23 protein-coding genes are annotated in these 20,744 nt (G+C 39.0%); 20 read left to right on the top strand and 3 right to left on the bottom strand.

What is annotated here, in order from left to right; all coding sequences use genetic code 11:
• Positions 1 to 7 precede the first annotated feature (7 nt).
• From NE535_RS07640 to NE535_RS07575, 14 genes are all read left to right on the top strand, one after another.
• Complete coding sequence (locus tag NE535_RS07640; protein ID WP_261298056.1) at positions 8 to 1,159, top strand: LegC family aminotransferase; 1,152 nt, start codon at positions 8 to 10, stop codon at positions 1,157 to 1,159.
• Between the two features lie 56 nt (positions 1,160 to 1,215).
• Positions 1,216 to 2,043, top strand: a complete 828-nt coding sequence (locus NE535_RS07635) for a GNAT family N-acetyltransferase (protein ID WP_261298055.1) — start codon at positions 1,216 to 1,218, stop codon at positions 2,041 to 2,043.
• Positions 2,043 to 3,194 (top strand): UDP-N-acetylglucosamine 2-epimerase, encoded by a 1,152-nt coding sequence (neuC, locus tag NE535_RS07630; RefSeq protein ID WP_261298122.1) that lies wholly within the window; start codon positions 2,043 to 2,045, stop codon positions 3,192 to 3,194. Before NE535_RS07635 ends, neuC begins: the two co-directional genes overlap by 1 nt.
• Positions 3,187 to 3,864 carry a PIG-L deacetylase family protein gene (locus tag NE535_RS07625; protein WP_261298054.1) on the top strand — a complete coding sequence of 226 codons (678 nt, stop codon included), beginning with the start codon at positions 3,187 to 3,189 and terminating at the stop codon, positions 3,862 to 3,864. Before neuC ends, NE535_RS07625 begins: the two co-directional genes overlap by 8 nt.
• Positions 3,861 to 4,943, top strand: coding sequence for an N-acetylneuraminate synthase (neuB, locus tag NE535_RS07620; RefSeq protein ID WP_261298053.1), 1,083 nt, complete (start codon positions 3,861 to 3,863; stop codon positions 4,941 to 4,943). The genes NE535_RS07625 and neuB overlap by 4 nt, the downstream gene beginning before the upstream one ends.
• Entirely contained in the window at positions 4,936 to 5,577 is a 642-nt protein-coding gene (locus tag NE535_RS07615; RefSeq protein WP_261298052.1) for an acetyltransferase, read from the top strand. The genes neuB and NE535_RS07615 overlap by 8 nt, the downstream gene beginning before the upstream one ends.
• A gap of 6 nt (positions 5,578 to 5,583) precedes the next feature.
• Positions 5,584 to 6,642 (top strand): nucleotidyltransferase family protein, encoded by a 1,059-nt coding sequence (locus NE535_RS07610; protein ID WP_261298051.1) that lies wholly within the window; start codon positions 5,584 to 5,586, stop codon positions 6,640 to 6,642.
• Positions 6,639 to 7,619, top strand: a complete 981-nt coding sequence (locus NE535_RS07605; RefSeq protein WP_261298050.1) for a Gfo/Idh/MocA family protein — start codon at positions 6,639 to 6,641, stop codon at positions 7,617 to 7,619. The genes NE535_RS07610 and NE535_RS07605 overlap by 4 nt, the downstream gene beginning before the upstream one ends.
• On the top strand, positions 7,616 to 8,335 hold the full coding sequence (locus NE535_RS07600; RefSeq protein WP_261298049.1) for an acylneuraminate cytidylyltransferase family protein: 720 nt from the start codon (positions 7,616 to 7,618) through the stop codon (positions 8,333 to 8,335). The genes NE535_RS07605 and NE535_RS07600 overlap by 4 nt, the downstream gene beginning before the upstream one ends.
• Positions 8,325 to 9,071 (top strand): oxidoreductase, encoded by a 747-nt coding sequence (locus NE535_RS07595; RefSeq protein ID WP_261298048.1) that lies wholly within the window; start codon positions 8,325 to 8,327, stop codon positions 9,069 to 9,071. Before NE535_RS07600 ends, NE535_RS07595 begins: the two co-directional genes overlap by 11 nt.
• Positions 9,072 to 9,073: 2 nt before the next feature.
• Positions 9,074 to 9,613: an acyltransferase gene (locus NE535_RS18670; protein WP_188841086.1), complete on the top strand. Its 540-nt coding sequence runs from the start codon at positions 9,074 to 9,076 to the stop codon at positions 9,611 to 9,613.
• A gap of 89 nt (positions 9,614 to 9,702) precedes the next feature.
• On the top strand, positions 9,703 to 12,186 hold the full coding sequence (locus NE535_RS07585) for a motility associated factor glycosyltransferase family protein (protein WP_261298047.1): 2,484 nt from the start codon (positions 9,703 to 9,705) through the stop codon (positions 12,184 to 12,186).
• A 94-nt stretch (positions 12,187 to 12,280) separates the two neighbouring features.
• Positions 12,281 to 12,760 (top strand): DUF2947 domain-containing protein, encoded by a 480-nt coding sequence (locus NE535_RS07580; RefSeq protein WP_261298046.1) that lies wholly within the window; start codon positions 12,281 to 12,283, stop codon positions 12,758 to 12,760.
• A 57-nt stretch (positions 12,761 to 12,817) separates the two neighbouring features.
• Complete coding sequence (locus NE535_RS07575) at positions 12,818 to 13,378, top strand: chalcone isomerase family protein (RefSeq protein ID WP_261298045.1); 561 nt, start codon at positions 12,818 to 12,820, stop codon at positions 13,376 to 13,378.
• A gap of 236 nt (positions 13,379 to 13,614) precedes the next feature.
• Here NE535_RS07575 and NE535_RS07570 read toward each other — a convergent pair whose 3' ends face one another.
• The 3 genes from NE535_RS07570 to flgA form a co-directional block, all read right to left on the bottom strand.
• Positions 13,615 to 14,040 carry a flagella synthesis protein FlgN gene (locus NE535_RS07570; RefSeq protein WP_261298044.1) on the bottom strand — a complete coding sequence of 142 codons (426 nt, stop codon included), beginning with the start codon at positions 14,038 to 14,040 and terminating at the stop codon, positions 13,615 to 13,617.
• A gap of 135 nt (positions 14,041 to 14,175) precedes the next feature.
• On the bottom strand, positions 14,176 to 14,505 hold the full coding sequence (flgM, locus tag NE535_RS07565) for a flagellar biosynthesis anti-sigma factor FlgM (protein WP_261298043.1): 330 nt from the start codon (positions 14,503 to 14,505) through the stop codon (positions 14,176 to 14,178).
• 71 nt (positions 14,506 to 14,576) lie between these two features.
• The gene (flgA, locus tag NE535_RS07560) at positions 14,577 to 15,284 is read right to left on the bottom strand and encodes a flagellar basal body P-ring formation chaperone FlgA (RefSeq protein ID WP_261298042.1); all 708 of its coding nucleotides are present in this window, start codon (positions 15,282 to 15,284) and stop codon (positions 14,577 to 14,579) included.
• Positions 15,285 to 15,607: 323 nt separating this feature from the next.
• On the opposite strand from flgA, the gene NE535_RS07555 reads away from it, so the two are divergent.
• The 6 genes from NE535_RS07555 (at position 15,608) to flgE (ending at position 20,649) form a co-directional block, all read left to right on the top strand.
• A complete protein-coding gene (locus tag NE535_RS07555; protein WP_261298041.1) occupies positions 15,608 to 16,528 on the top strand; it encodes a chemotaxis protein CheV in 921 nt (306 codons plus the stop codon).
• Positions 16,529 to 16,632: 104 nt separating this feature from the next.
• Entirely contained in the window at positions 16,633 to 17,472 is an 840-nt protein-coding gene (locus tag NE535_RS07550; protein WP_261298040.1) for a CheR family methyltransferase, read from the top strand.
• A gap of 125 nt (positions 17,473 to 17,597) precedes the next feature.
• Positions 17,598 to 17,996 (top strand): flagellar basal body rod protein FlgB, encoded by a 399-nt coding sequence (gene flgB / locus NE535_RS07545; RefSeq protein ID WP_261298039.1) that lies wholly within the window; start codon positions 17,598 to 17,600, stop codon positions 17,994 to 17,996.
• A gap of 2 nt (positions 17,997 to 17,998) precedes the next feature.
• Complete coding sequence (gene flgC, locus NE535_RS07540; RefSeq protein ID WP_261298038.1) at positions 17,999 to 18,415, top strand: flagellar basal body rod protein FlgC; 417 nt, start codon at positions 17,999 to 18,001, stop codon at positions 18,413 to 18,415.
• 24 nt (positions 18,416 to 18,439) lie between these two features.
• A complete protein-coding gene (gene flgD, locus NE535_RS07535) occupies positions 18,440 to 19,228 on the top strand; it encodes a flagellar hook assembly protein FlgD (RefSeq protein ID WP_371931098.1) in 789 nt (262 codons plus the stop codon).
• A 59-nt stretch (positions 19,229 to 19,287) separates the two neighbouring features.
• Entirely contained in the window at positions 19,288 to 20,649 is a 1,362-nt protein-coding gene (flgE, locus tag NE535_RS07530) for a flagellar hook protein FlgE (RefSeq protein ID WP_261298037.1), read from the top strand.
• Positions 20,650 to 20,744: the final 95 nt, after the last annotated feature.

Here is a 20,744-nt window from a genome sequence, read left to right as displayed (position 1 = left end):
TGCACAGATGAAATCAGCTCATATTTGTCAGTTTATTCGTGATATTTATAAAACAGATCAGTTTATCCCTTTGCATGCACCTACTTTTTCCGGCAATGAAAAACGTTATGTGGCAGATACAATTGACAGTACTTTTGTGTCAAGCGTCGGCAAGTATGTGGATGAGTTTGAAACTGAAATGGAACAATACACAGGTGCTGTAAAAGCCGTTGCAGTTGTAAATGGAACAGCGGCATTACATACCGCGTTATATATGGCCGGAGTTGAACGCGGTGATTTAGTTTTCACTCAAGCTTTAACGTTTGTTGCTACCTGCAATGTTATTTACCACCTAGGTGCAGAGCCTATATTTATCGATGTATCAAAGACTAGCTTAAGTTTATGTCCTGATGCGTTAGAAAAATATCTTAACCAGTATGCCTGTTTAACGGATAAAGGCTGTGTTCATAAACAGACAGGACAACGGATAAGAGCAGTTATGCCAATGCATACATTTGGTCATCCTGCTGAAATGGATGAGTTGCTGGTTATTTGTCATCAATGGCAGCTGATTATGGTTGAGGATGCCGCTGAAAGTTTAGGTTCGGTTTATAAAGATAAACACACTGGTACTATGGGCGAATATGGCGCCATAAGCTTTAATGGCAATAAGATTATTACTACTGGTGGCGGGGGAGTGGTGCTTTGCGCTAGTCAGCAAAGTGGTAAACGAGTAAAGCACATTACCACGACAGCCAAAGTACCTCATGCTTATGAGTTTTATCATGATGAACCTGGGTTTAATCATCGAATGCCTAATCTGAATGCCGCTTTGGGATGTGCTCAGATGGAAGTTATTGATGACCTTCTAGCAAGTAAGCGATTACTTGCCTCTCAATACAGTGAGTTTTTTGCCGGTTCTGATATACAGTTTGTTGAAGAGCCTTGCTATGCGAAGTCGAATTATTGGCTCAATGCGGTGATATGCGAAAGCCTTGAGTCGAGAAATACATTACTCAATGAGACCAATGATAGCGGAGTGATGACCCGTCCTGTTTGGACGTTAATGCATCATCTGCCTATGTTTAAAAATGCACTAAGAGGTGACTTGAGTTATTCGGAGTGGCTTTCACAGCGCCTTGTTAACATTCCTAGTAGTGCCTTAATTTTAGATAAATAGTATTTGATAAATCCAAATGACGTTGAAACTAATGTTGAACCAGAAGGGTAGAGAAAATGATGAGTCATGATTTTAAAATTGTTGATGTCACCAATAAAGATGAATTGATCAATTATTATGATGCCATTGCTGAGTTGTTTTTGGAGTCTTTCGAAAAACCTTTGTCAAAAGAGTTATGGCAATGGGCATATTTAGATAATCCATTTGGTGAACCTTTAGTATCGATGGCTTTTGATGGTGAAAAGTTGATTGGTCATTATGCCGTTGTCCCGATGAATTTAGAGTCTGAAAGCGAATCTGTTTTGGGCTTTTTATCCATGACGACAATGGTGGGTGTTGATTATCGCAAACACGGACTCTTTCAAGAATTAGCAGAGCGTGTGTATGACTTAATTAATACATTTAATCAACCTGCAATGGTGTTTGGTTTTCCTAATGAAAATTCGACGCCTGGATTTATCAGGCGACTACAGTGGGTTATTTCGGATGAATACCGAGTGATGCAAATTACTAAACCATCAATTGATTTTGCTACTGAAAAACTTGCCCGAGTGAAAACAGCGGACTCTTTAACGCTAAATATGGAAAAACCTGATATTAGATACTGGAGAACCCATAAACCTAATCAACAATGGAATTATAGCAATGGATTAGGTGTTAAACCTTTGGATGGTGTTGCCGATGTAATGCACTTGGGTGCTGGAGGCAGTTTGCACGATTTATCCTTAGAACAAGACTACAATATTATTTTACCTATTCAAGAAGATGATATTTTACCCGAAGGCGTAAGTACCTCGTTTCCTTATCGTTTTGGATATCGAACGTTTAATATGACAACCGCGCCAAATATCTTTGTACAGATGTCAATGTCGGATATATTTTGATGAAGATTTTAGCGTTGACCTCCATTAGGTCTGATTATGATTTATTAAGTCCTTTATATTCTCGACTGCATAATGACATTGATATTGACTTGAAATTATTAGTTGGTGGCACACATAATTCGGCCGTTCATGGCTATACGGTTAACGATATTCACCGTGATGGTTTTGATGTGCTTCTTGAGATTGATAGCTTAATTAATAGTGATACGGCCAAATCTAGACTTAAAAGCGCATCCATTTTATTGTTATCGGCTGTCGATGCTGTTGCCGCTTTTTCGCCAGATTTAATTATTTATGCCGGTGATAGAGAAGATGTCATGGTTGGGGCATTACTGGGTGGTTATTTATCTATTCCTACCTTGCATTTTTATGGTGGAGACCATGCAAGTGATGGTTATATCGACAATCCTATCCGTCATGCAGTAAGTAAGTTATCAACGGTACATTTTGTCAGTACAGCTGTGCACAAAGCACGTTTATTAGCGTTAAAAGAGCCTTCAAATCGAATTTTTGATTTGGGAAGTATTGCACTTGATAAGTTTAAGAATATTGTACCGATAGCGGGTGTAAAAGATCTCATTGCGGGGAGAATTGTCGATAAGCCTGCTGCGTTGGTTATTTTTCACCCTATAAAAGATGAAGTAATACAAGCCCCTGAAATTATCACTAACATGCTAATGACGTTGATAAAAAATGGTTATCATTGTTTCATCGGCTCGCCAAATAGTGATCCTGGCAATGCTACAATTGTTTCAACATTGTCAGGTTTAGCTGCAAAATACTCTGAAATAACGCTTTATGGAAATTTACCTCGAGGTGAGTTTCTTAATCTTTTTAGTGCATGCAATATCATTGTGGGTAATTCATCGGCGGGTTTGCTTGAATCTGCCAGTATCCCAATACCTTGTTTAAATGTCGGGTTACGCCAAAGAGGGCGAGATTGTTCGGATAATGTGTTGTTTGTGGACACATCAATAGAGGCTATCCAAGCTGGGTTAAATGAAATCTCGTCAGTGGAGTTCGCTTTGAAAATGGAGGGTGTGACTAATATTTATGGTGATGGCCATTCCGCAGAAAAAGCCCACAAGCTAATTAAATCAATCGATTTTAAATCGCTTCTGAATAAACCTGAGGACCCTTTATATGTTTAATAAAAGCGTGTTAGTGGTTGCTCCTCATGCGGATGATGAATCGCTTGGCTGTGGTGGTACTTTATTAAAGCATAAACAAAATGGTGATGAAATTCATTGGTTAATCGTAACTCAAATGTCTTCTGCTTGTGGTTATTCAGAAGAGGCGATGTTAAAGCGCCAAGAGGAAGTGTTGGCTGTTACTCAGCAATATGGTTTTAAATCAGTCCATCAATTCGCATTTTCGCCTGCATTATTAGACACCGAATCAAAAAGCAATTTGGTTGATGCTTTTTCTGCGGTAATGAATCAAGTAAAACCTCAAATTGTATATACCCCATTTCGAAATGATGTTCATAGTGATCATGAAGTAGTATTTGATGTTGTTGCTTCGACAACGAAATCTTTTAGATACCCTTTCATCGAAAAAATACTGGCCTATGAAACTTTGTCTGAAACTGATTTTAATATAAAGCCAGGTAATACGATGTTTAGCCCTAATGTATTTGTCGATATTTCTGAGTTTATGGAAAAGAAAATATCAATTTTGAAGCTGTATGCATCTGAAATGGGTGAGTTTCCATTTCCGCGAAGTATAAAGGCGATTAAGTCTTTAGGGCATGTGAGAGGAGTACAAGCTGGATGTGATTCAGCAGAAGCGTTTATGTTGCTAAAAGAGATAATAAAATGAAGCAAACCTTAGTCATAGCCGAAGCGGGTGTTAACCATAATGGCTCACTTGAAATGGCGTTTAAGCTGGTCGATGCAGCTGTTGATGCTGGTGCTGATATTGTAAAGTTTCAAACGTTTAAAGCGAAAAACTTAGTGACCGCCGCTGCAGGTAAAGCACAGTATCAGATAGAGACTACCGGTAATAAAGAGTCACAGTTAGCAATGTTAACGCGCCTTGAATTAAGTTATGACGCTCATCATCAATTGCTTGAATATTGTGCTTTAAAAAACATTGAATTTTTATCGACCGCATTTGATTCTGAAAGCTTAGCGTTTTTAGTGAACGATATTAAGGTTAAAAGGCTAAAGATCCCTTCGGGTGAACTGACAAATAGTCCATTTATATTAGACCATGCCCGTACTGGCCTAGATATTATTTTGTCTACAGGAATGGCAACCCTAGAAGAAGTGAAAAACGCGCTGAGTGTTATTGCCTTTGGCTATGTTTCGTCATTAGATATGCCGCCTTCTTTGGCAAATTTTGAGCTTGCGTTTAGCTCAGATGAAGGTCAAAAAGCCTTATCGAGCAAAGTGACCATTTTACACTGCACAACAGAATATCCAGCACCATTTGAAGAAGTTAACTTAAATGTTATGGAGACATTAAAACGCAGTTTCGGTTTGCCGGTAGGTTATTCAGATCATACCAAAGGGATTGCAATTCCGATTGCGGCAGTGGCTAAAGAGGCTGTCGTTATTGAGAAACACTTTACCTTAGATTGTTCATTGCCTGGGCCCGATCATCGCGCTTCAATTGAGCCTTTGCAGTTAAAAATGATGGTCGAGTCAATTAGGCATGTCGAGCAAGCATTAGGTCATGGTATTAAAAAGCCGAGTCTTTCAGAAGTTAAAAACATTCCGATAGCGCGAAAAAGTATTGTGGCTCAAACAGATATTAAACAAGGCGAACCTTTTAATGTCAGAAATTTGACAATAAAAAGACCCGGAACGGGAATGTCACCTGATTTATTTTGGCAGCTTACCTCAGGGCAAGTTGCAACAAAGAGTTATCTGGTTGGGGATCTTATTGATGAATAAGCCATTAATCATGATTGGTTCAGGCGGCCATGCAAGTGTATTAATGGATTCGCTGAATTTAAGTGGCGAACGGGTTATTGCTTATATCTCTCCGAATAAAAACACCAGTACTCAAGTATTTGAAAAGATACAACATTTGAGTAATGATGAAGATATCAATCAGTTTAATCCCGATGACGTGTTATTGGTTAATGGTATTGGTAGTATGCCAAAACATAATAATCGGGAAAATGTGGCAACATTCTTTACTAAATTGGGTTTTAGCTTCACATCCGTTATATCACCATTGGCTATAGTGTCTCCTTCTTCCAAATTGGCACGGGGTGTGCAAGTTATGCATGGCGCGATTATTCAAGCGGGAGCCTGTATTGGTGAAGGTAGCATCATAAATACCGGCGCAATAATTGAGCATGATTGCGTTGTAGGTGCCAATAACCATATTGCTCCAAGGGCGACACTTTGTGGTGGGGTGCAAACCCTCAATAATGTTCATGTTGGTGTACATGCTTGTGTGATCCAGGGGGTGAATATTGGTGACCATGTCATTGTTGGCGCTGGCGCTACAGTTATAAAAAATATTGAAGATAAAGCCATTGTTTATGGGCACAGAGCGTTAATCATAAAAAAGGAATGAAATGTTATGAAAAAGCATTGGAAAGATGTTGCTTTAGCACCTAAGCAGTCCATTCGTGATGCTTTAGAAATCATTAACCTTCATGCCCTACAAGTTGCTTTGGTGGTCGATGAAAATGATCAATTAAAAGGTGTTGTTACCGATGGTGATATAAGACGTGCGTTATTAAATAACCTTACCTTAGATCAAACCGTGGATTTGGTGATGAACCATAATCCTATTACTGCTCAATTTGACACGCCGAAGCAAAAACTCATCCGTTTAATGGAACAGAAAAGCATTTTAGCCATACCATTGATTAAAGATGGCAGAGTGGCTGGTTTGCAAACGCTTAAACAGGCGTTGAACCAATCCTACTATGATAATCCTGTACTGATTATGGCCGGAGGCTTTGGTACGCGTTTACGTCCTCTGACTGATAATTGTCCCAAACCTATGTTAAAAGTCGGTAATAAACCGCTTTTAGAAATGACGATACTTAATTTTGCCAAAGCCGGTTTTGTGAATTTTTATATTTCTACTCATTTTATGCCAGAGCAAATAAAAGATTACTTTGGGGATGGTAGTCGCTTGAATGTCAACATTACCTATATTCATGAAGATTCCCCCTTAGGCACAGGTGGCGCTTTGGGTTTATTGCCAAATGATATACCTGATTTACCACTTATTATGATGAATGGTGATGTGTTAACTAAAGTCGATGTTCAGCGTTTACTCGAGTTTCACAATGAAAATCAAGCCCAGGCCACTATGTGTGTGAGGGAGTATGAGTACCAAATTCCCTATGGGGTGATTAATGGCAAAGGTAATGAAGTTGTGAGTATGGAAGAGAAGCCGACGCAACGATTTTTTGTCAATGCAGGTATCTATGTGGTGTCGCCTGAAATTATTAAGCAAGTGAGCGTAAACCAAGTGATTGATATGCCTACGCTACTAGATAACAAGATCCAAGTGGGTGGAAAAGTGCTTATGTTTCCATTGCATGAGTATTGGTTAGATATAGGACGGTTAGATGATTTTAATCGAGCACAAGCTGATATTTGCGCTTTAGGTATGAGTGAATGAAAACCGTTGTTGTCATTGGTTTGGGTGCTATTGCGGCGCGCCATCGAAAAAACGTTAAACAATTATTTCCCGAGGCAAAAATTTTTGCGGTTTCTGCTAGTGGGCGAGCTCTGGCTCAACCGATAGACGATGCAGAAGCGATTTTATTGAATTTAGATGAGATTATTCCGTTACTGCCGGATTTTGTGATTATCGCCTCTCCATCTTCGTTACATGCAAAGCACGCTATCACTTTAATTAATGCCAATATTCCGGTACTGGTTGAAAAGCCGATTGCTGCCACAACGGATCAAGCTGATGTTTTATTGGCAGTTTCAATGCAAAATCACACGCCAGTTGCTATCGGATATTGTTTACGTTTTATGCCAGCGGCATTAACGCTTAAACGCATTGTAGAAAGTAACTTGATTGGTGATATTTATCATTGCACTTGTAACGTAGGGCAGTACTTACCTGATTGGCGCCCTAATAAAGATTACCAAACCACTGTGTCTGCTAATGCTGAATTAGGCGGTGGCGTATTATTAGAACTGAGTCATGAGCTGGACTACTTGCAATGGTTGCTTGGGGATTTGCAATTTGAACATGCGATATTAAGAGGTTCAAAGGATCTTAATTTAGATGTTGAAGAGATTGCTGATATTACCTTATCAACAGTGTCAGGCACGATATGCCAACTGCATATGGATTTTCTGCAACATGTGCCGCAGCGTAAATGCCAGTTGATAGGGCATAATGGTCGAGTCGAGTGGGATTTGGTACAAAACACTGTCACTGTTTTTAATCATTGCGGTATTGAAGTGATTTATTCTGAGCCGACATGGGATAGAAATCTAATGTACGTCGATATGCTCAAGTCATTTATGACCCAAATTAACAATCAATCACATGATAACCATACCGTTTTACAAGCAGCAAAAACAATTGCATTAATCGATACGGTAAAAGATCGCGCGTGTTATAGAGGGCGAATATGAAAACATTTGCGTTTATTTTTGCTCGTGGTGGGTCAAAAGGGTTACCAAGAAAAAATATTAAGTTATTACAGGGGAAGCCACTTATCAATTATTCAATTGAAAGTGCGATATTGTCTCCTTTGATTGATAGAGTTTTTGTTTCTACAGAAGATGAAGAGATTGCAAAGATTGCAACTCAAGCTGGCGCAGAAGTGATTATTAGACCTGCTGAGTTAGCCAGTGACACCAGTGCTGAATGGCTGTCTTGGCAGCATGCGTGCCTTTGGGTAAAAGAAAAATATGGTGACTTCGATTACTTTGTTAGCTTGCCGGCGACAAGTCCACTACGTAGTAATGACGATATTACCGCCGCAATAGTTGCCATTTCATCTGAAAAAACAAACCAAATTGCTGATTTTGATGCTTGTATTTCAGTGACGCCCGCAAATCGTAGTCCCTTTTTTAATATGGTTGTTGTCGATACTTTTGGGCAGGTTTCGATGGTCAATCCGCTACACGGTAAATTTACCCGACGACAAGATGTACCAGCCGTTTTTGATATTACAACCGTGGTATATAGCACCACACCAGAATATGTTTTATCGAGTGAAAGCTTATTTAATGGCAGAGTAACTAGTATTGAAGTGCCAAAAGAAAGGGCGATTGATATTGATGATATTTATGATTTTATGATGGCTGAAACCATTTTGAAAGAAAGGGCAAAAAATGCATTCTAATAATCGATTTCTAGTTCTAGGTGCCGGCGGTTTGTTGGGTAAAACTGTGGTAGAAGCACTTTTAGCAAACAAGGCTGAAGTCATTGCGACAGATATTAATACTGACTCCTTGCTCGCTCATTTTGGTCTTGATAATGACCAACTTTCAATCGAGCATCTTGATGTAAATAACGAAGTTGAAGTTGTCTCATTTTTCCAAAATATAGAGCCTATCGATGGTGTGGTTAACTGTAGTTATCCACGCAACAAAGATTATGGTAAGAAGCTATTTGACGTTAGCTTAGCCAGTTTTAACGATAATATTTCTCTGCATTTAGGCGCGGCATTTTTAATCATGCAGCAAAGTGCCGCGTTGTTTTTAAGGCAAAATGCCCCGTTATCCATAGTAAATGTTTCTTCAATTTATGGCGTAGTTGCACCTAAATTTGAGATTTATGAAGATACCAACATGACTATGCCAGTCGAATATGCGGCAATAAAATCTGCAATTGTGCACTTGAATAAATACTTTGCCAGTTACATACACGATAGCCGTTTTAGAGTGAATAGTATTAGTCCTGGCGGCTTGTTTGACGCTCAACCTGATGCATTTTTAGATAAATATAAGCAATTAACCATGGGCGCAGGGATGTTAAACGCCACGGATATGACCGGATCTATTCTGTTTCTTCTTTCCGAACAATCAAAATACATTACTGGTCAGAATTTGATTATTGATGATGGATTTTCACTTTAATTATGCTGAATAAAGTAAAGTTTTGGTTAACCAGTTATCGTATCGGCCCAGATATACCACTGACGCATTTTTTGCTGCATTCAAGGCGACTGGGTTATTGGCTTTGTAAAAAAAAGTTCGCTAACTTCGATGAAGGCAGTGAAATGCGATATGGCAGTTATGCTATTTGCACTCAGCATATCACGATAGGTAAAAAGGTTATTATTCGCCCCTCCACTATGTTGTTCGCTTCAGGTCATGGTGCTCATACGCCTAATATTATTATTGAAGATTATGTTTTGATGGGATCTGGTGTGCATATTTATACGGCAAATCATGCTTATTCAGATCCATCTGTGGCGATATATTTTCAAGGCCATGAAAAAATAAAGCCTGTAAAAATATCCTATGGCGCTTGGCTGGGGGCTAATTGCATCATTTTACCTGGGGTGACGGTTGGGCGAAATAGTGTGGTTGGCGCAGGAAGCATTGTGACCAAAGATGTGCCTGACAATACTGTTGTAGCAGGACAGCCTGCTAAATTTATTAAAAAAATTGAATGACTTTAATTTTTTTAATACCAGTGTTTTTTGTCAAAATTACATAATGGCAGACATACCAGTAAACTATTTTACAGGGAATAAAGATAATTATGCAGATTGATACTGAAATCTTAAACATATTTGCGATCAGTGCATTTGATGAGTATTACTTACCGAGTATTAACCGATCGATGTTTGAGAAGTTGGATTCTAAGAGTTTGTTTGACAAACACTTTAAACAAAATTTTCAACAAGAAGACACACTGCATTTTATCATCGGATTAGATTCAGGCTTACTTGCTAATTATGTTCTATCAATGCCATTAGCAAAAGGTTCACAATATGTTTTTGTTGAAATAGATGAAGCGTTAGCTTTGTTAAATATCGATATTCCTCCAGAGAAAAACCAAGTTTCCGTTTGCAGTGCAGCTGAATTTGAAGAGATTATAAATGATAATCGAACCAGTGTTTTTCTTTCAAAGCGCCAATATGCCATTCATCGCTCTTTAGCTGCATCAGGCGATTATTTACCTCAATATGCCATATTGGCTACATATATTGAAAAGTTGATTAATGATGCTGTTTATCAAGAAAGTATCGGCTTCTCACAAAAAGTATTTTTTAGAGAACAGTTAAGAAATATTTGTGAAAATCATACTCAAGCATCTGAGTTAATTGGTGCTTTTGAAAATATGACTGCAATTGTTGTTGCTGGCGGGCCATCATTAGATGAAACCATTGGTTGGATAAAAGAAAATCAATCTAAATTGATTGTGTTTGCGGCATCTAGAGTGGCAGGGAAACTTTATACCGCAGGGATTACACCGCATATAATTGTGTCAGTTGACCCTGAAGATTTTAGTTTTGAAGTTAACCGAGGCATGTTGGAGTTAGCGAATAAGAGCTTGTTTGTTAATTCCTACCATGTAAGTTCAAGGCTTCTCTCTCAATGGCAAGGACACTCTTTATATATGGGGTCAAGGTTACCTTGGTCACAAAAAGTCGATCGCAATAATATTCAAACAATGGGGCCAACTGTAACCAACTCATCGGTTCATTTAGCAATAAAACTGGGTTTTAAACAGATATTACTAACAGGATCTGATTTTTGTTTTTCACCTACTGGCTTTACCCACGCTAAGGGCTCGCTTGAAACAAGTTTAGGACCTAACCTGGGTTTTATTGGTGAATGGGTAAAAACCTATGCAGGTCACTCGGCTGAAACCGTTGTACAGTTAAAAATGGCGTCAGAGTCACTGGCTGTCGATGTTGAAAATCACCCACATGTTTCAATTGTTAACCTTTCTAAAAATGCCACAGCAATAAATAATATCCCTTATCGCAACCATGATGAAATTGCCTTAACTGAGTGTAATTTAACCCCCGAAATGCTGTTAAATAAAGCCATTAAGCTTGGTTCTCAAGACAAGTTAACCGCTGATATTGAGGGTATATTAAGCCAAACCATAGCTGCTAATAAAGTCTTCAAAGAAATCGCTGATAAAACCTCTGAAGCGATACTATTACTTAAGTCTGTTTCTTCTGTCGATGCAGAGTTGCCAGAAATTACTCGGGTAACAAACTCAGTAGAGTCTATAGAATCTCATATCAATACTCAGTTTGCTGACTTTGCCAAGCTGATAAAATTTTATGGTTATTTAGAATTTTCAAAATTTTTAACCACCAAGAAAACTGAAGATTGGGATCAAAAGCACTTATTTGATATGTCATCAAATTATTATTTTGCTTTTAACACCATCGCGGTTGATTTATATCAACAAACACTCAACACCATTACTAGGATTAATTCGAGACTAGAAGAGATCGCGGTTAATAGTTCTATTGATTTACTTGCGAAGCAATGGCGAGAGGATGCCCAACCGGGAAGGGTCTTTATTTGGTTAAAGTTTAATGCCCTATCTGATTTTGATGAACGTGAATTATCAATTATTTCAGAGTTAAAAGCTGAGTATAAAGACCAATTTGAACGAAAACCTCAGGTATATATCGATGTTGTTAAAAATCAGTCAGCACCAAGAAAAATTCTTGAAAAAATAATCCATCTAGTGCAAATCAAGCATTTAGAAGGGTTGCAATATATGGTACGTAATTTAAAGTCGCTTGCTGAGTCAGACAGCGATGCTGATTACTTGTATCATTTAGCCTATTCGAATTTACTTCTACTACAGAATCAGCATCGTGAAGCGTTGACGTTTCTGCAAGCTTATAAAGGCGCTTATGACGAATTGATGTTAAAGCTGGTTTTGAAGTTAGCATTGGTATTATTGGAACTTGATTTAGCCAGTCAAACCTTAGAAAAAGTCATTAGATACAGTGACCAATATATGCCGCAATATGCTCATGTGTTGAGGTTGCAAGGTCAGTTTAACTTAGCGCTAAACGTCTATCTTGATTACTTAGATAAATATCCCGCAGATGTAGCAACGTGGTTGAAGCTAGGCATTTTTATGATTGATGTTAATCAGCTTGATGCTGCAGAAACGGCATTTATGAGTGCGTTAAATGCTGATCCTGAAAACCATGTTGCACAAGATTTTTTAAATAAAATTAAACAAGCACACAATCAAAAATAAATTTTTTGATTAATTACTGATGCCTTATATCGATGTATAAGGCTATTTAGCTGTATAATCTTTTGTTTACTGCCTATTCGCCGGAGCGCTATTTTTGTCTCATTCCTATATCCCTTTTGAATCCTATAAACGTAAATGGATTTTTAACCATAAAGATTTACCTGTCAGCGAAGATGACAAAGCATTCATCATGCCTTTGTCTGATAAGAGTGCCATGGAAGTCTGGAACAAATGGATTAGCAATAAAAGTAGCCGAGCGGAACAATTTTCTAAAGGTGATTGGCCCGCAAAGCAAGATGCTTGGAGTGCAACAGAGCATTGGCAATCAGCTTGGGATTCAATTGATAATCAATTGCCTGATGCCATTATTGAACATATTCAATGGCCTGATGATGCCAAAGTGTATTTTTGTTATGAAAAATATCAAGTAATTGAAACCCGTTGGGATGTATTTGTTCGCAATTGGAAATGTTTTTTGTTTTTTGATGATGGCCCATTATTGATTTCACCAAATCACAAACAAACTTTGATGTTTGAGCAAAATGGCCAGTATAAATTAGGCATTCGTGGTTAATTTATTTGATGGTTTTAGATCTTCCCTTCGTAGCTCCTTATTAAAAGAATCAATTACATGAAAGTATTATCTGTTTTAACGTTAACCGCTGCTCTACTGGTCAGTCCGTTACTCCATGCCAAAACCGTTTCTGGGGTTGATGTTCAGGAGGTTTTAACGATCCAGTCGAAAGAGCTGGTTTTAAATGGAGCTGGCGTTCGCAGTAAGTTTTTCATGGATTTATATGTTGGTAGCTTATATTTACCAACCCCCCAGGATAATTTAACGGCTGTGCTTGAGCAATCGGTTGCGGTGATTCGTTTGGATATTACGTCGGGCATGATCACCTCCGATAAAATGGTTGATGCTATCAGCGAAGGATTTGATGCTGCAACAAATGGCGACTCTTCGAGTATAAAAGCTGAAATCAGCCAGTTTATGGGGCTTTTCAATGCTGAAATTAAACAAGGTGATCAGTTTTCGTTCGTCTTAACCAAGAATGAAGGCGTTACCAGTTTCAAGAATGAGCAGCCTCAGGGAGAGGTGAAGGGGGAGTTATTTCGCCAAGCTTTGATAAAAATTTGGTTGGGTGATGCTCCCGCTCAGAACAGTTTGAAACAAAGTCTTTTAGGGCTTTAATATCTTATCTAGTAACCAGAAATGATGCGAACGCATCATTTCTAGTTCAACTTTAGATCTTGAACAAGTGTACTACTAAGCACTAAGCACTAAGCACTAAGCACTAAGCACTAAGCACTAAGCACTAAGCATCCTAAACTCTTGACATTCTTTCGGGGTAACTATGATTTGTCAGTTACCCTGAGTCTTATATTATCCAATTTTTAAAACTAAACCTTAATGAGTATGATCAATACTTATGCTTTAAAATCATTCCCAAGGGTAGAAATAGTCGAGGTTTTGCCTTTGTCATTGTAGGTTAAGCTGGATGAATTACGACTCGCCTGTAGAGCCTGGGAGAACCTATTCAAGGTTGCAATATTTAATTCAATTAAACTGGCATTTTGCTGATTGATATCTTTACAGACGGCTAAAATTGCTTTGGCGGCGGAAACTTTTTCAACTAATTCTGGATCAGTTGTCAGTAATGAATGTTCTGGATGATTAGCCAGAGATTCATCATTTGTTTTTAATGCTATCAGGCATTGTTGTTTCTCTTGGGCAAGTTTCAATAACTTGTCTGCATCTTGCGCTTGCAATGCTTGCTTTTCGGCAGAAATTAGAGACTTAAGCGACGTAAGAATACCGTGCTGATGTGAAAGTAAGGTTGAAAGTGCTGTCATACTGATACTCAGATTATTTTGCTTTGGAAATACCTGTCTATGACACCAATAGGTGCCTGATTCTCATACTATACTGTTCTCAAGAATAGACTAAAGCAAAAACTGTCCTTGTAGGCAGCTGCCGTCAAACGTCTGCTATTCTTCTTGGAACTTCAGTCCGCTAAGTTCAGCTTCAAAGCTTGCAATGTTGGCTGCAAGTTTTTCAGGGTCAACTTTATAGCGACCTTCAGAAATGGCTTGTTTGATTTCAGCCACCTTCTTTTGATCTATTTCGGGTAAGCTTGCCATTTTAGCCTGTGCACCTTGTAACTCTTGTGCTTGCGGCGTAATGCTTACCGAATCTGTTTTTACGTTTGCAGTTGCTGCCTGTGGTGCTGCTTTAGCTGCGTTGTTTGTTGATTTTGCATCACGCGCAGTAACTGGCGTAGGCGTAGCTGTTTTAAGTTTGTTAATGTCAATTGCCATGATAGGCTCCAGCGTTAATTTTGGTTTTCCAAACAGGCTATCGGCACTGTGGGGGAAAACTTTAGCTTATTTTACATTCTAACTTCTACTTCGCCAACGCCAATCACTGTGGCTTCTAATTCTCTGTTTGAGTTAACATTTTTAACTCTAATTGATTCACCTACATTTCCATCACGCATTGCTTCACCTAATGTCTTTATTTGTAAGTTCTGGCTGTTGGCGTAGATTGATACGGCATCGCCTTTACAGACAAAACATAAGTGGCTATTCAAAATGGGCGTTCCTTTATTAATTCTTCGTTTGGTTTTACTGCCTAAAACGTCATTAATATCCGCATAGAATTGCCCCCGAAGACTATACTGGTCAATATATTCGATTTGTAATTGCTGTTCTGTGAGTAAAGTATCTGGTGAGATGATTTCACTACTCACCACAACTGGAAACATGATTTCGACTCGAACTGATAAGTAAATCTGCCAAGGGTAATCATAATCTGGACTGTTGCAGCTTATTTTGACGGTATTGTTTCTGCCAATTTCGCGATCGCTGGCTAATTCAACGGTTATTGGGGCAAAACAGCGGGGCGGTGTCAGTCTGCCTTCTAAATTTTGTGGCGTAATGAGTAACTTAGCATTGGGTTCTAATTGAATTTTTTTTCTGACAACCTCTTCAGCCAATTGGCTAATGGTCGATAAGGAAGGTACGCTAGCATCTTCATTCGCAAAAACTGCTAATGAATTGAACAATAAATAGAAAAAACACAAAAAATATACTTTCATAGTGGAGATACTAGCTTGTTTTGCTAGATTGCACCTATACTTAATTTTACGTGAAATGATGAATAAGTTGCTAAGCTGTAATGACAGTAGATTGACTGCTTTAGTAGATTATTCTTGATTTATGATTTACAAGTAATAACAAGCAAAAAATATGCCTATATAAAGTAGCGGCATAACAAAGTGCATTAATTGGTTCAGTTTACTTGCGGGCGATGATTTTACATTGTCATATTCCGACAAGAAATCCAGTTTCAATTTATGTTTTGAAGCAAAACAGGCTAGTATCTATTTATTCGGATATTTTAATAAAAAAAGGCAGTGTTATGTCGAGTATCATGGAATCCGTCAACAAACGAACTCAATTAGTTGGTCAAAACCGATTAGAGTTACTGTTGTTTAAACTTAATGGACGTCAACGTTTTGGTATTAACGTTTTTAAAGTTAAAGAGGTACTTCAGTGCCCACCGTTAACGACTTTGCCCAAATTGAACCCGTTTGTTAAAGGTGTGGCACATATTCGTGGTGCGACTATTTCTGTTATCGATTTAAGTGCTGCTACTGGTGGTAGACCATTAACGTCTACTGAGAATTGCTTCATTATCATTTCTGAATACAACCGCAGTGTGCAGGGCTTTTTAGTCAGCTCGGTTGAACGGATTATTAATATGAATTGGGCTGCAATTATGCCTCCTCCACAGGGCGCAGGTCGTTATTCATATTTAACCGCAGTAACGGAAATTGAAGGTGAGCTTGTTGAGATTTTAGATGTTGAAAAAATTCTTGATGAAATATCACCCGTTAAAACGGCGATAAGTGAAGAAGTCAATGAGCAATTAACCATTGATAGAGAACAGCATTATCACATTATGGTGATTGATGACTCTGCGGTTGCTCGTAAGCAGATTATTCGTTCACTTGAGTCACTTCAGTTGCAAATTGATACCGCTAAAGATGGCCGTGAAGCGTTAGAAAAACTTAAAAACATTGCCAAAGAAATGGATGATGTTTCTGTCGAGATCCCTTTGATTATTTCAGATATTGAAATGCCAGAAATGGATGGATATACCCTTACTGCTGAAATCAGAGATGATCCAAAATTGAAAAATATTAAAGTCGTGCTGCATACTTCATTAAGTGGTGTGTTTAATCAGGCTATGGTACAAAAAGTTGGCGCGAATGACTTTATTGCAAAATTTAATCCAGATGAATTAGCCGCGGCAGTTAACAAACATTTAAGCTTATAATCATCGTCTATTGATCGCAGTAGACAACATGGCAAGTTCATGAGTATTGTTAATGCGTAAAAGCCCTAATGAAATAGGGCAACAATGACTCATTATATTAGGATGTGAATGTGACAGATAAATCACTCGCAGAAGCAGAATATAATCAATTTAGGTTGTTCCTAGAACAACACAGCGGCATCGTATTAGGTGAGAACAAACAATATCTAGTGCGGAGTCGTCTTGCGCCGTTAATGGGCAAGTACAATTTACCTTCACTCTCAGAAGTGGTTAAACATTCAATGAAACCGACAGAACGCCAGTTGCGTGCTGAGGTGATTGACGCTATGACCACTAATGAAACCTTGTGGTTTCGTGACCGTTATCCTTTTGATTTACTGCATAACACTTTGTTGCCTGAATACTCTAAATTAGGTCGTTCATTGCGTATATGGTCTGCTGCGTGTTCTTCTGGTCAAGAGCCGTACTCATTAGCAATGACGGCTTTAGAGTATCAGCAACGTAAACCTGGTGCACTGCCTGGCGGTATCACCATTCAGGCAACCGATTTGTCTCCGTCGATGTTGGAGCGTTGTAAAAATGCAGAATATGATGGTTTGGCATTAGCGCGTGGGTTATCTGAAGAGCGTAAGCGTCAGTTTTTTGATGCTTTACCTAACGGTAATATGAAAATCAAAGATAATGTGAAACGCTTAGTTAACTTTAGAGCACATAATTTACTTGAAAGTTATACGCTTCTTGGTAAGTACGACATTATATTTTGCCGCAATGTGCTGATTTATTTTGCCCCTGAGGCAAAGGCGAAAATTTTGCGGCAATTTGCTGCCGCATTAAATCCAAAAGGGATTTTATTTCTTGGAGCGTCAGAATCTATTGCTGGGTTAACAGATGAATTTGATATGGTTCGTTGTAATCCTGGCATTTATTATCAAAAGAAAACCTAGTTAATCTATTGAAAAGCATGTGTTATTGTTGATACATGCTTTCCTCTCTATATTTCCCCTCTATTAATAAATAATTGGCATAACCTTTGCTTTATATCTATCAGTTAGCTGATGGAGGCAATTTTATGGCGATTAATTTTGATAATGCACTTGGGGTACATCAATACTCTCTGGGTGTTAGGGCGCAACGCGCTGAAGTATTATCAAGCAACATAGCGAATTCAAATACCCCAGGGTATAAAGCGCGTGATGTCGATTTTGCCTCAGCGATGCAAGCAGCAAGTTCTCGTCAAAAAGGTTTGACGATGAGTTCTTCCAACGAAAAACATTTCGATTTAACTGCACTCAGTCAGCAGCATGTAAAGTTTCGAGTGCCCAATCAGCCTGATACGGGTGATGGAAATACGGTCGATATGCAGCAAGAACAATCCGCCTTTATGCAAAACTCTCTTGAATACCAAATGTCATTGGGGTTTTTAGAAAGTAAGTTTTCTGGAATGCGTAAAGCATTGCGAGGTGATTAACTATGAGCTTATTTAATATTTTTGATGTAGCGGGTTCAGGTATGACGGCTCAGTCTGTCAGGCTTAATACCACTGCAAGTAACATCGCCAACGCTGACTCTGTATCAAGTAGCATTGATAAAACATATCGAGCACGTCATCCCGTTTTTGAAGCTGAAATGGCAAAAGCGAATCACCAGCAATCTGGTGCCCATCGCGTTAACGTCAGTGGTATTGTTGAAAGTGATAAGCCCCTGATGAAAGAATTTGCACCAGATCATCCAATGGCTGATGGAGATGGCTTTATTTACAAGCCAAACGTGAATGTCATGGAAGAGATGGCCGATATGATTTCAGCGTCACGTTCGTATCAAATGAATGTTCAAGTAGCTGATGCCGCTAAATCTATGCTGCAACAAACACTTAGAATGGGTAAATAACATGACTATTGTAGGAGGTAAGTTGTGAGCCTCGTTAATCCTTATAGCAGTCAGTCTTTGCCGCAACAGGCATCGACATCAACGAATACCGGTACGGTAAGTAAAAACACTGTGCAGTCAAATTCGACTACCACAAGTACGGGTAATCCTTTTCTAGATGGTATTCGCTTACCAGAAAAACCGGAAACGCCTGAAGCGAAAGATCAAATGCTTAAGCAGGAAGATTTTTTTGCACTGCTCAGCCAACAGCTTTCGATGCAAGACCCGTTTAAGCCGGTTGATAATGATCAAATGATTGCACAAATGGCCTCGTTTTCAACGGTAGATGGTATTGCTAATTTAAATAAAGAAATTCTGAATTTAAATGGTGTGATGAGTTCTAGCCAAGCATTACAAGCGTCTAGTTTAGTGGGACGTAAAGTGTTAATCCCATCTGATACAGGTGCAATTACCGCAGGCAGTTCTGAAATAAAAGGTGTGGTAAGTACACCAGAAGCAATTGATAAGATTACGATTCGAATAGAAGATGAAGCTGGTCAATTGATTAAAACCTATGAAATTGATGGCAGTGCAGGCGGCAATGTGGATGTGGCCTGGGATGGATTAGATAAAAATGGTGAGCCTGTCGCTGAGGGAAGTTATTCCATTAAAGCGAGCGGTAAAGTTGATGGGCAATCACAAGACTTACCTGTGTCAACATATGCCCATGTGACTAGTGTTTCACTGGGTACTGCCGCAACTGGCGCTATTTTGAATTTACGTGGGATTGGCGGTATTAAGTTGACCGACGTACTCGCGGTATCTGAATCTTAACAATTTAACTTGTGACAAGAATTTGTCATTTAAGAAAACCTGATTATTTGAGGTGAAATATGTCTTTTAACATCGCACTAAGTGGTATCGCAGCCGCTCAAAAAGATTTAAATACCACAGCCAACAATATTGCTAACGTCAATACCATTGGTTTTAAAGAGTCACGTGCCGAATTTGCGGATGTTTACGCTAATTCAATCTTCTCAAACAGTAAAACGGCAGTGGGTGGTGGTACAACGACCACTCAGGTCGCACAACAATTTCACCAGGGAAGCTTGCAATTTACCAGTAATTCATTAGATATGGCGATCAGTGGTGGCGGTTTTTTTGTCACCTCATCTGAGCTTGGCACCCGTGATCAGTCATTTTCTCGTGCTGGTGCGTTTAAGGTAGATTCTGCAAATTATATGGTTGATTCGGCAGGTAATTTTTTACAAGGTTTTCCTGTCGATAAAGATGGTAATTCAACTTCAGTGAGTTTAACTACCACTCAGCCGATTAAAATCCCTGATACTGCTGGTAGTCCAGTAATGTCAGGTAAAGTCGGTTTACAAATGAATCTAAATGTAGGGGAGTCAGCACTAGACCCTGCAGCTTTTGACCCAACAAATCCCGATACATTTAATAATTCAACCTCTGTGACAATCTATGACTCATTGGGTGAATCACATATTATGACCACTTATTTTATTAAACCTGAAGAAGGGTCATATACCGGTGAAAGTAACTGGGTTGCTTACTACGCAGTCGATGGTAAACCGGTAAATCTAGATGGTGCTGCAGGACAGTATAGTGTTGATACCACAGGTGATGGTATTGTCGATGGTACTCGAAGCGCGCAAACTACTGGTGGATGGACTGGTGCTGTTATTAAATTTAATGATGCAGGCGCTTATACCGGTAGCGACCCTGCGGTAATAAAAACTGAAGTGTTGGGTGTTGGCGGCGCCAATGTATTAGGTCCCGGTGCTGATGGTTCTCAAGAAATTACTGTTAACTTTAATAATCCAACACAATATGCATCACCATTCGAAGTAACTGAGTTAACTCAAGACGGAACTACAGTTGGGCGTTTAACAAATGTGGGTATTGGTGCCGATGGACTGGTTACTGCAAGTTACAGTAACGGGTCTACTGTACCACTTTCAAGAGTAGCCCTAGTGCGATTTGCCAATGAGCAAGGCTTAACTCAAGTGGGTAATACATCTTGGAAAGCCAGTTTGGATTCTGGCCCTGCTTTAGCGGGTGAGGCTAATAGTGGTACTTTTGGTAGTATTCGTTCTTCAGCGCTTGAACAGTCGAATGTTGATTTAACCACTGAGTTAGTGGATTTGATTTCAGCGCAACGTAACTTCCAGGCCAATTCTAGAACGCTTGAAGTGAACAACACCTTAAACCAAACCGTGTTACAGATCAGATAGTTTTCGGCTATTTAAACAGCTAATATAGAGAGAGGTGTTGCCATTAGCGGCAACACCTTGCCTATTATAGTGGCTCATAAGCCTGAATAAATCTA

This window comes from Shewanella holmiensis, from assembly GCF_025370255.1.
GTDB classification, from domain to species: Bacteria; Pseudomonadota; Gammaproteobacteria; order Enterobacterales; family Shewanellaceae; genus Shewanella; species Shewanella holmiensis.
The sequence above is the reverse complement of the archived record's forward strand: the minus strand, read 5'-3'. Positions and strand labels throughout refer to the sequence as shown.

Excerpts from the sequence above, each read along its gene's own strand:
- NE535_RS07585 (WP_261298047.1), top strand. The coding sequence starts at position 9,703 with ATGCAGATTGATACTGAAATCTTAAACATATTTGCGATCAGTGCATTT.
- neuC (WP_261298122.1), top strand. The coding sequence starts at position 2,043 with ATGAAGATTTTAGCGTTGACCTCCATTAGGTCTGATTATGATTTATTA.
- NE535_RS07595 (WP_261298048.1), top strand. The coding sequence starts at position 8,325 with ATGCATTCTAATAATCGATTTCTAGTTCTAGGTGCCGGCGGTTTGTTG.
- flgM (WP_261298043.1), bottom strand. The coding sequence starts at position 14,505 with ATGGCAATTGACATTAACAAACTTAAAACAGCTACGCCTACGCCAGTT.
- flgC (WP_261298038.1), top strand. The coding sequence starts at position 17,999 with ATGAGCTTATTTAATATTTTTGATGTAGCGGGTTCAGGTATGACGGCT.
- NE535_RS07570 (WP_261298044.1), bottom strand. The coding sequence starts at position 14,040 with ATGACAGCACTTTCAACCTTACTTTCACATCAGCACGGTATTCTTACG.
- NE535_RS07600 (WP_261298049.1), top strand. The coding sequence starts at position 7,616 with ATGAAAACATTTGCGTTTATTTTTGCTCGTGGTGGGTCAAAAGGGTTA.
- NE535_RS07615 (WP_261298052.1), top strand. The coding sequence starts at position 4,936 with ATGAATAAGCCATTAATCATGATTGGTTCAGGCGGCCATGCAAGTGTA.
- NE535_RS07610 (WP_261298051.1), top strand. The coding sequence starts at position 5,584 with ATGAAAAAGCATTGGAAAGATGTTGCTTTAGCACCTAAGCAGTCCATT.
- NE535_RS07575 (WP_261298045.1), top strand. The coding sequence starts at position 12,818 with ATGAAAGTATTATCTGTTTTAACGTTAACCGCTGCTCTACTGGTCAGT.
- NE535_RS07605 (WP_261298050.1), top strand. The coding sequence starts at position 6,639 with ATGAAAACCGTTGTTGTCATTGGTTTGGGTGCTATTGCGGCGCGCCAT.
- NE535_RS07635 (WP_261298055.1), top strand. The coding sequence starts at position 1,216 with ATGATGAGTCATGATTTTAAAATTGTTGATGTCACCAATAAAGATGAA.
- flgB (WP_261298039.1), top strand. The coding sequence starts at position 17,598 with ATGGCGATTAATTTTGATAATGCACTTGGGGTACATCAATACTCTCTG.
- NE535_RS07640 (WP_261298056.1), top strand. The coding sequence starts at position 8 with ATGAAATCAGCTCATATTTGTCAGTTTATTCGTGATATTTATAAAACA.
- NE535_RS18670 (WP_188841086.1), top strand. The coding sequence starts at position 9,074 with ATGCTGAATAAAGTAAAGTTTTGGTTAACCAGTTATCGTATCGGCCCA.
- neuB (WP_261298053.1), top strand. The coding sequence starts at position 3,861 with ATGAAGCAAACCTTAGTCATAGCCGAAGCGGGTGTTAACCATAATGGC.
- NE535_RS07625 (WP_261298054.1), top strand. The coding sequence starts at position 3,187 with ATGTTTAATAAAAGCGTGTTAGTGGTTGCTCCTCATGCGGATGATGAA.
- NE535_RS07555 (WP_261298041.1), top strand. The coding sequence starts at position 15,608 with ATGTCGAGTATCATGGAATCCGTCAACAAACGAACTCAATTAGTTGGT.
- flgE (WP_261298037.1), top strand. The coding sequence starts at position 19,288 with ATGTCTTTTAACATCGCACTAAGTGGTATCGCAGCCGCTCAAAAAGAT.
- flgA (WP_261298042.1), bottom strand. The coding sequence starts at position 15,284 with ATGAAAGTATATTTTTTGTGTTTTTTCTATTTATTGTTCAATTCATTA.